The following is a 5,795-nucleotide window of genomic DNA, read 5'->3' as shown; positions in this document are numbered from 1 at the left end:
GCCGACGGCTGACCCCCCCGCCCCCTGACGGACGGCACTCCACGCGCGCGAGCGGGTGGGGGGCCGGAGAGCGCCCGGACCCGCGCGGCCCGCGAAGTGACCGCGAAACTTTCTGCCCCCTTTCGCAGTCGCTTCCCGTCGCTCTGGGGGCCGTACGCCGCAGCGTCAACCAACGTCTCACAGTTGCCCGTTGGCACCGTAGGCGCGTTTCGGGCACATGACTGACGGCCGTCCGAGCGGCCCGCGGGCAGGGCCGGAGGGTCACGGGGGAGGGCGCGCCCGGGGCGCGGCGCAACAGCGGCCGGTGCGCCGCCCCGCCGTCCCCCGTCCGGGACGGAACCCCGGCAAGCATGACTTCACGCAGGTCGGGCCGGGGTGCCGGACAAGCCCGCGCCAGGACGGCGGAGGGGAACGACGGGGTCGGGACGACTGACTCCGCTCCCCGGGCCCGTATCCGGCGGGCGGTTCGCCGGGCCGGAGGGCTCCCCCGCCGACGGCTCGCCACACCTGGCCGGGACCGTGCGCCACCCCTGAAGGCCCTCTGCGCGAGCGGTTGACCCCCCTGGGGGTCGGCCGTACTGTCTCGGCAGCCATTCGGAGAAGTGACCGAAACTTTCGATGCATGACATCGGCCCCCGCCCGCGGGGAGCCCCGTACACGGCACAGCACTCGCGCACGACGGCGGACACGGCCGTGACCAGCACCATCGCGCCGATCCCGCCCCACTCCCGGGGCCTTGTCCGGCACCCGCCGAAGAGGCACAGGAACGAGAAGATCCGAAAACGGCAGAAGAGGATGACATGGTGACGAACAGTTCTGTCGAACGCGGGCCGACGCGCCCGGAGCCGCGTTCCCTTGCCCGCAGGGCACTCGTGCTCGGCACGGCCCTCCTGCTCGCCGGAGCGGGCGTGACCGCACTGTCCGGCACGGCCCGGGCGGCGAGTACGCTCGGCGCCGCGGCGGCGGAGAAGGGCCGCTACTTCGGCACCGCCGTGGCCGCGAACCATCTGGGCGAGTCCCAGTACGCCTCCACGCTGAACGCCGAGTTCAACTCGGTGACACCCGAGAACGAGATGAAGTGGGACGCCGTGGAGAGTTCACGGGGCTCGTTCAGCTTCGGCTCCGCCGACCAGATCGTCAACCACGCGCAGAGCAGGGGCATGCAGGTCCGCGGCCACACCCTGGTGTGGCACTCGCAGCTGCCCGGCTGGGTGGGCGGCCTGGGCGCCTCCGAACTCAGGTCGGCGATGAACAACCACATCAACCAGGTCATGCAGCACTACAAGGGAAAGATCGCCGCCTGGGACGTGGTCAACGAGGCCTTCCAGGACGGCGGCAGCGGCGCGCGCCGCAGTTCGCCCTTCCAGGACAAGCTGGGTGACGGTTTCATCGAGGAGGCCTTCAGGACCGCCCGGGCGGCCGACCCCGCCGCCAAGCTCTGCTACAACGACTACAACACCGACGGCATCAACGCGAAGAGCAACGCCGTCTACAACATGGTGCGCGACTTCAAGGCGCGCGGCGTGCCCATCGACTGCGTGGGCTTCCAGTCCCACTTCAACAGCGCCTCTCCCGTGCCCGGCGACTACCGGGCCAATCTGCAGCGCTTCGCCGACCTCGGAGTCGACGTGCAGATCACCGAGCTGGACATCGAGGGCTCGGGCAGCTCGCAGGCCGCCTCCTACGGCAATGTGGTCAACGCCTGCCTGGCCGTGTCCCGGTGCACCGGCATCACGGTCTGGGGCGTCACCGACAAGTACTCGTGGCGTGCCAGTGGCACTCCCCTGCTGTTCGACGGCAACTACAGCAAGAAGCCCGCGTACGACGCCGTGCTCACCGCTCTCGGCGGCTCCGGCGGGGGCGGCGGTGGCGGCGGATCCGCCGGCTGCTCCGTGTCGTACAGCAAGGCGGAGGAGTGGAGCGACCGCTTCAACGGCAGGGTGACCGTGACGGCGGGCAATGCTCCCATCAGCACCTGGACCGTCAGCGTCACGGTGACTCCCCCGCAGAAGATCTCCGCGACGTGGAACGGCAGCCCCACGTGGGACAGCAGCGGGAATGTCATGACGATGAGGCCGAACGGCAACGGAAGCCTGGCTGCCGGGGCCTCGACGAGTTTCGGCTTCACCGTCATGAAGAACGGCAACTCCTCGGCGCCCGTTCTCGGTTCGTGCACCGCCTCCTGATCACCCGGCCGTGAATGGAGGGTGGCGCGGCGGGAGTCCCGCCGCGCCACGCGGCCGGGCCGTGCCCATGAAGCCACCGGGGCAGGTGCCGAGACTCCCGGACGGACACCTGGCCTCCCGCAGTGAACCTCCGTGCGCCGGCTCGCGTCTTGCCAGCAGGAGTGGCCGAATGACGGTCACTCACCGGACCGACCGAGCACGGAGACTTCGTGTCGCACCAAGCGAACCACCGGCACCGCGCCCCGTCACCCGGCCGCAGGCGGCTCGCGGCGACCGTCCTCGCCACCGTGGCGGCCACCACCGTGACGGCGGCTCTCTACTGGGCGGCCGACCGGGAGGGCAAGGCCACCGCCGCCGCCGGCCCGGGCAGTTTCACCACCGCCCGGGCCCACCTGGGGACGGGCCGGGGACCCACCGGTGCGAGCGATGTCATGCGCTACCGCGTGCAGGTGGAGGACGGCGTGGACCTGAACGCCGAGAAGGCGGCACTGGCCATACGCAAAGTGCTCGCGGATCCCCGGGGCTGGACCGCGGACGGCGAGAGCGGCTTCGAGCCGGTGGCCACCGGTGCCGTGGACTTCACGGTGAAGATCGCGACTCCCGGGACCGTGGACAAGCTGTGCGGCGCGGCCGGGCTGGACACGGGCGGTGAGGTGAACTGCACCGTTGGCAACGATGTCATCGTCAATCTCAAGCGCTGGCAGTCCGGTTCACCGCAGTTCAAGGGCCCCATTACGGAGTACCGCGCGCTCATCATCAACCACGAGGTGGGGCACCGCCTCGGCCACGGTCACGAGACGTGCCCGCGCGAGGGGGCACCGGCACCGGTGATGATGCAGCAGATCAAGGGGCTCAAGGGATGCGTCGCCAACGCGTGGCCGTACGACCGCGACGGCACCTACGTCGCCGGTCCCGCCGTCCCGTGACACTGGCGGGTCAGCCGGCGGCAGCACACGGAGAACTGACGGCATGTCGTACTGAGGCGCTTGAGTCTCCAGCGGCTGGAGGGTCCACGATCTCACCCATGGACGACGAACACCCCGAGCTCACCATCGGCCGGCTCGCGCGACGCACCGGACTTCCGGTGCGTACCCTGCGCTTCTGGTCGGACGAGGGAGCGGTGCCGCCCGTGGCCCGCTCCGCGAGCGGCTACCGGCTGTACGACGCCGGGTCCGTGGCCCGCGTCGAGCTGGTCCGCACCCTGCGGGAGCTGGGCCTCGGGCTCGACGACGTGTGCCGGGTGCTGAGCGGCCGGATCACGGTCGCCGAGGTCGCCGACGCGCACGTCGCCGCGCTCGACGCGCAGATCCGCACGCTCAAGGTGAGCCGGGCCGTCCTGTCCACCGTTGCGAAACGTGGTTCCACCGCTGAGGAGACAGCACTGATGAACCGGTTGGCGCGGCTCTCCGCCGCCGAACGCAAGCAGATCATCGACGAGTTCAAGGAGGAGGTGTTCGGCGGTCTCGACGTCGAGCCGCGCCTGCGCGACCGCATAGGCACGTACAGCGTCGAATTGCCCGGCGATCCCACACCTGAGCAGGTCGACGCCTGGATCGAGGTTGCCGAACTGGTGCGGGACCCCGGCTTTCGCGCCCGGTTGCGCACCTGGATGGAGCTCAACACGCCCGCACCGGGGCAGGGCCGTCCCCCCGGGGCGTCCATCTGGTGGGCCAGGCAGGTCGTACAGACCGTCGCGGAGGTCAGGAAGCGCGGGGTCGCTCCCGATGGGCCGGAAGCGGCCGAAGTGCTGTCCAAGCTGTTCGGCGACGCCGACCGGGCCGTCGTGCTGCGCAGCCTGGAGGCCGGGATCGAGGCGGGGGCGGAGCCCTACCGCAGGCTCGTCGCCCGCGTGCGCGGGCAGTATTCGTCGCCCGACGCGACCGAGGAGCTGGAGTGGCTGGCGCGGGCCCTGCGCGCCGCGGATCAGGCCTGACCGGCCGTATTGGCCCGTGCGGCCGCAGCGTATCTGCCGGGGTGGGAACGAGAGGCTGACCCCGTACGTCCGCGGCACTGCTGCGCGTCCCAGCTGCGTGAGAGCGGGCTGGGCTTGCTCGCTGCCGGGACAACAGTGTCCCGGCCCGGCCGCTCGGGGAGGAGCGGACGGGCCGGGTGTACCGGTGCGCCGGCCCCCGGTGCCGGCGCACCCGCCGGGGCGGGTGGCTCAGCCCAGGGCGCCGGGTGCCTCCGGGAAGGTGCCGGTGCGGGCCAGCCGGGCGTACCAGCGGGCGCTGGACTTCGGGATCCGCTTGCCCGTGGGGTAGTCGACGTAGACAGCGCCGAAGCGCTTGCTGTAGCCGTATCCCCACTCGAAGTTGTCGAGCAGGGACCACAGGAAGTAGCCGCGGACGTCGGCCCCGTCCTCCATCGCGCGGCGAACCGCGGCCAGGTGGCCGCGCAGGTAGGCGATCCGGTCCGGGTCGTGGACCTCGCCCTGCGGGTTGACGTAGTCGTCGAACGCCGCCCCGTTCTCCGTGATCACCAGTGGCAGGTTCGGGTGGTCGTTCTTCAGCCGCATCAGCAGGTCGTACATGCCGGTGGGGTCGATGGCCCAGCCCATGGCGGTGGTGTCGCCCGGGGGCAGGTGGAAGGCGACGTTGTCGCCACCGGGCCAGGGGCTGTGCTCGCTGACGCCGTGTCCGTCCGAGCGGTGCGTGGCCTCGCCGGTGGACTCGGAGACCAGCGTGGGCGTGTAGTAGTTGACGCCCAGGAGGTCCAGCGGCTGGTGGATCGCGGCGGTGTCGCCGTCGCGCACGAAGGACCAGTCGGTCAGGTGCGCGGTGTCCCGCAGCAGGTCGGCCGGGTACGCGCCCCGGAGCAGCGGGCCGGTGAAGACGCGGTTGGCGACGCCGTCGATGCGGCGTGCGGCGTCGATGTCCTCGGGCTTGTCGGTGAGCGGCCGGACGTGGTGGATGTTGAGGGTGATGGACATCCGGGCGCGGGCGGGCAGCGCGGCGCGCAGTGCCTGAACCGCCTGCCCGTGGCCGAGGTTGAGGTGGTGCGCGGCGCGCAGCGCGGCGACCTGGTCGGTACGGCCCGGAGCGTGGACGCCGGAGCCGTAGCCGAGGAAGGCGCTGCACCAGGGCTCGTTGAGCGTGGTCCAGGTTTCCACCCGGTCGCCCAGCGCGCCGGCGACGATGGAGGCGTACTCGGCGAAGCGGTCGGCGGTGGCCCGCTCCGGCCAGCCTCCCGCGTCCTCGAGTTCCTGCGGGAGGTCCCAGTGGTAGAGCGTCACCACCGGCTTGATGCCCTTGTTCAGCAGTTCGTCGGTGAGGCGGCGGTAGAAGTCCAGGCCCTTCTGGACGGCGGGGCCGCGGCCGGTGGGCTGCACCCGGGGCCAGGAGACGGAGAAGCGGTAGGCGCCGACCCCGAGGTCGGACATGATCTCGACGTCCTCGCGCCAGCGGTGGTAGTGGTCGGTGGCGATGTCCCCGGTGTCACCGTTGCGGACCTTGCCCGGCGTACGGGAGAAGGTGTCCCAGATCGACGGTGTGCGACCGTCGAGGGCGGCGGCGCCCTCGATCTGGTAGGCGGCGGTGGCCGTGCCCCACAGGAAGTCCGGCGGGAAGGCCAGGGTGTCGGTGGTGCCGGGGGCGGGGGCGGCGCTTCGGG

4 protein-coding genes are annotated in these 5,795 nt (G+C 71.5%); 3 read left to right on the top strand and 1 reads right to left on the bottom strand.

Features of this window, described 5'->3' with window-relative positions:
• Positions 1 to 800 precede the first annotated feature (800 nt).
• The 3 genes from GUY61_RS33400 to GUY61_RS33390 all read left to right on the top strand — a co-directional run bounded on the left by GUY61_RS33400 (position 801) and on the right by GUY61_RS33390 (position 4,119).
• Complete coding sequence (locus GUY61_RS33400; protein ID WP_166634073.1) at positions 801 to 2,186, top strand: endo-1,4-beta-xylanase; 1,386 nt, start codon at positions 801 to 803, stop codon at positions 2,184 to 2,186.
• Between the two features lie 209 nt (positions 2,187 to 2,395).
• The gene (locus tag GUY61_RS33395) at positions 2,396 to 3,112 is read left to right on the top strand and encodes a DUF3152 domain-containing protein (RefSeq protein WP_313896987.1); all 717 of its coding nucleotides are present in this window, start codon (positions 2,396 to 2,398) and stop codon (positions 3,110 to 3,112) included.
• 98 nt (positions 3,113 to 3,210) lie between these two features.
• Entirely contained in the window at positions 3,211 to 4,119 is a 909-nt protein-coding gene (locus tag GUY61_RS33390) for a MerR family transcriptional regulator (protein ID WP_166634072.1), read from the top strand.
• A 228-nt stretch (positions 4,120 to 4,347) separates the two neighbouring features.
• On the opposite strand, the gene GUY61_RS33385 is transcribed toward GUY61_RS33390, so the two are convergent.
• The coding region (locus GUY61_RS33385; RefSeq protein WP_398957815.1) for a GH1 family beta-glucosidase at positions 4,348 to 5,795 on the bottom strand (1,448 nt) is incomplete at its 5' end.

The sequence above is a fragment of the Streptomyces sp. GC420 genome (assembly GCF_009916105.1).
Lineage (GTDB): Bacteria > Actinomycetota > Actinomycetes > Streptomycetales > Streptomycetaceae > Streptomyces.
Note: the sequence above shows the minus strand (reverse complement) of the source record. Positions and strands in the feature narration are given on the sequence as shown.

What these genes read in the sequence shown, in the direction of transcription:
- GUY61_RS33400 (WP_166634073.1), top strand. Translation starts at nt 801, where the DNA reads ATGGTGACGAACAGTTCTGTCGAACGCGGGCCGACGCGCCCGGAGCCG.
- GUY61_RS33390 (WP_166634072.1), top strand. Translation starts at nt 3,211, where the DNA reads ATGGACGACGAACACCCCGAGCTCACCATCGGCCGGCTCGCGCGACGC.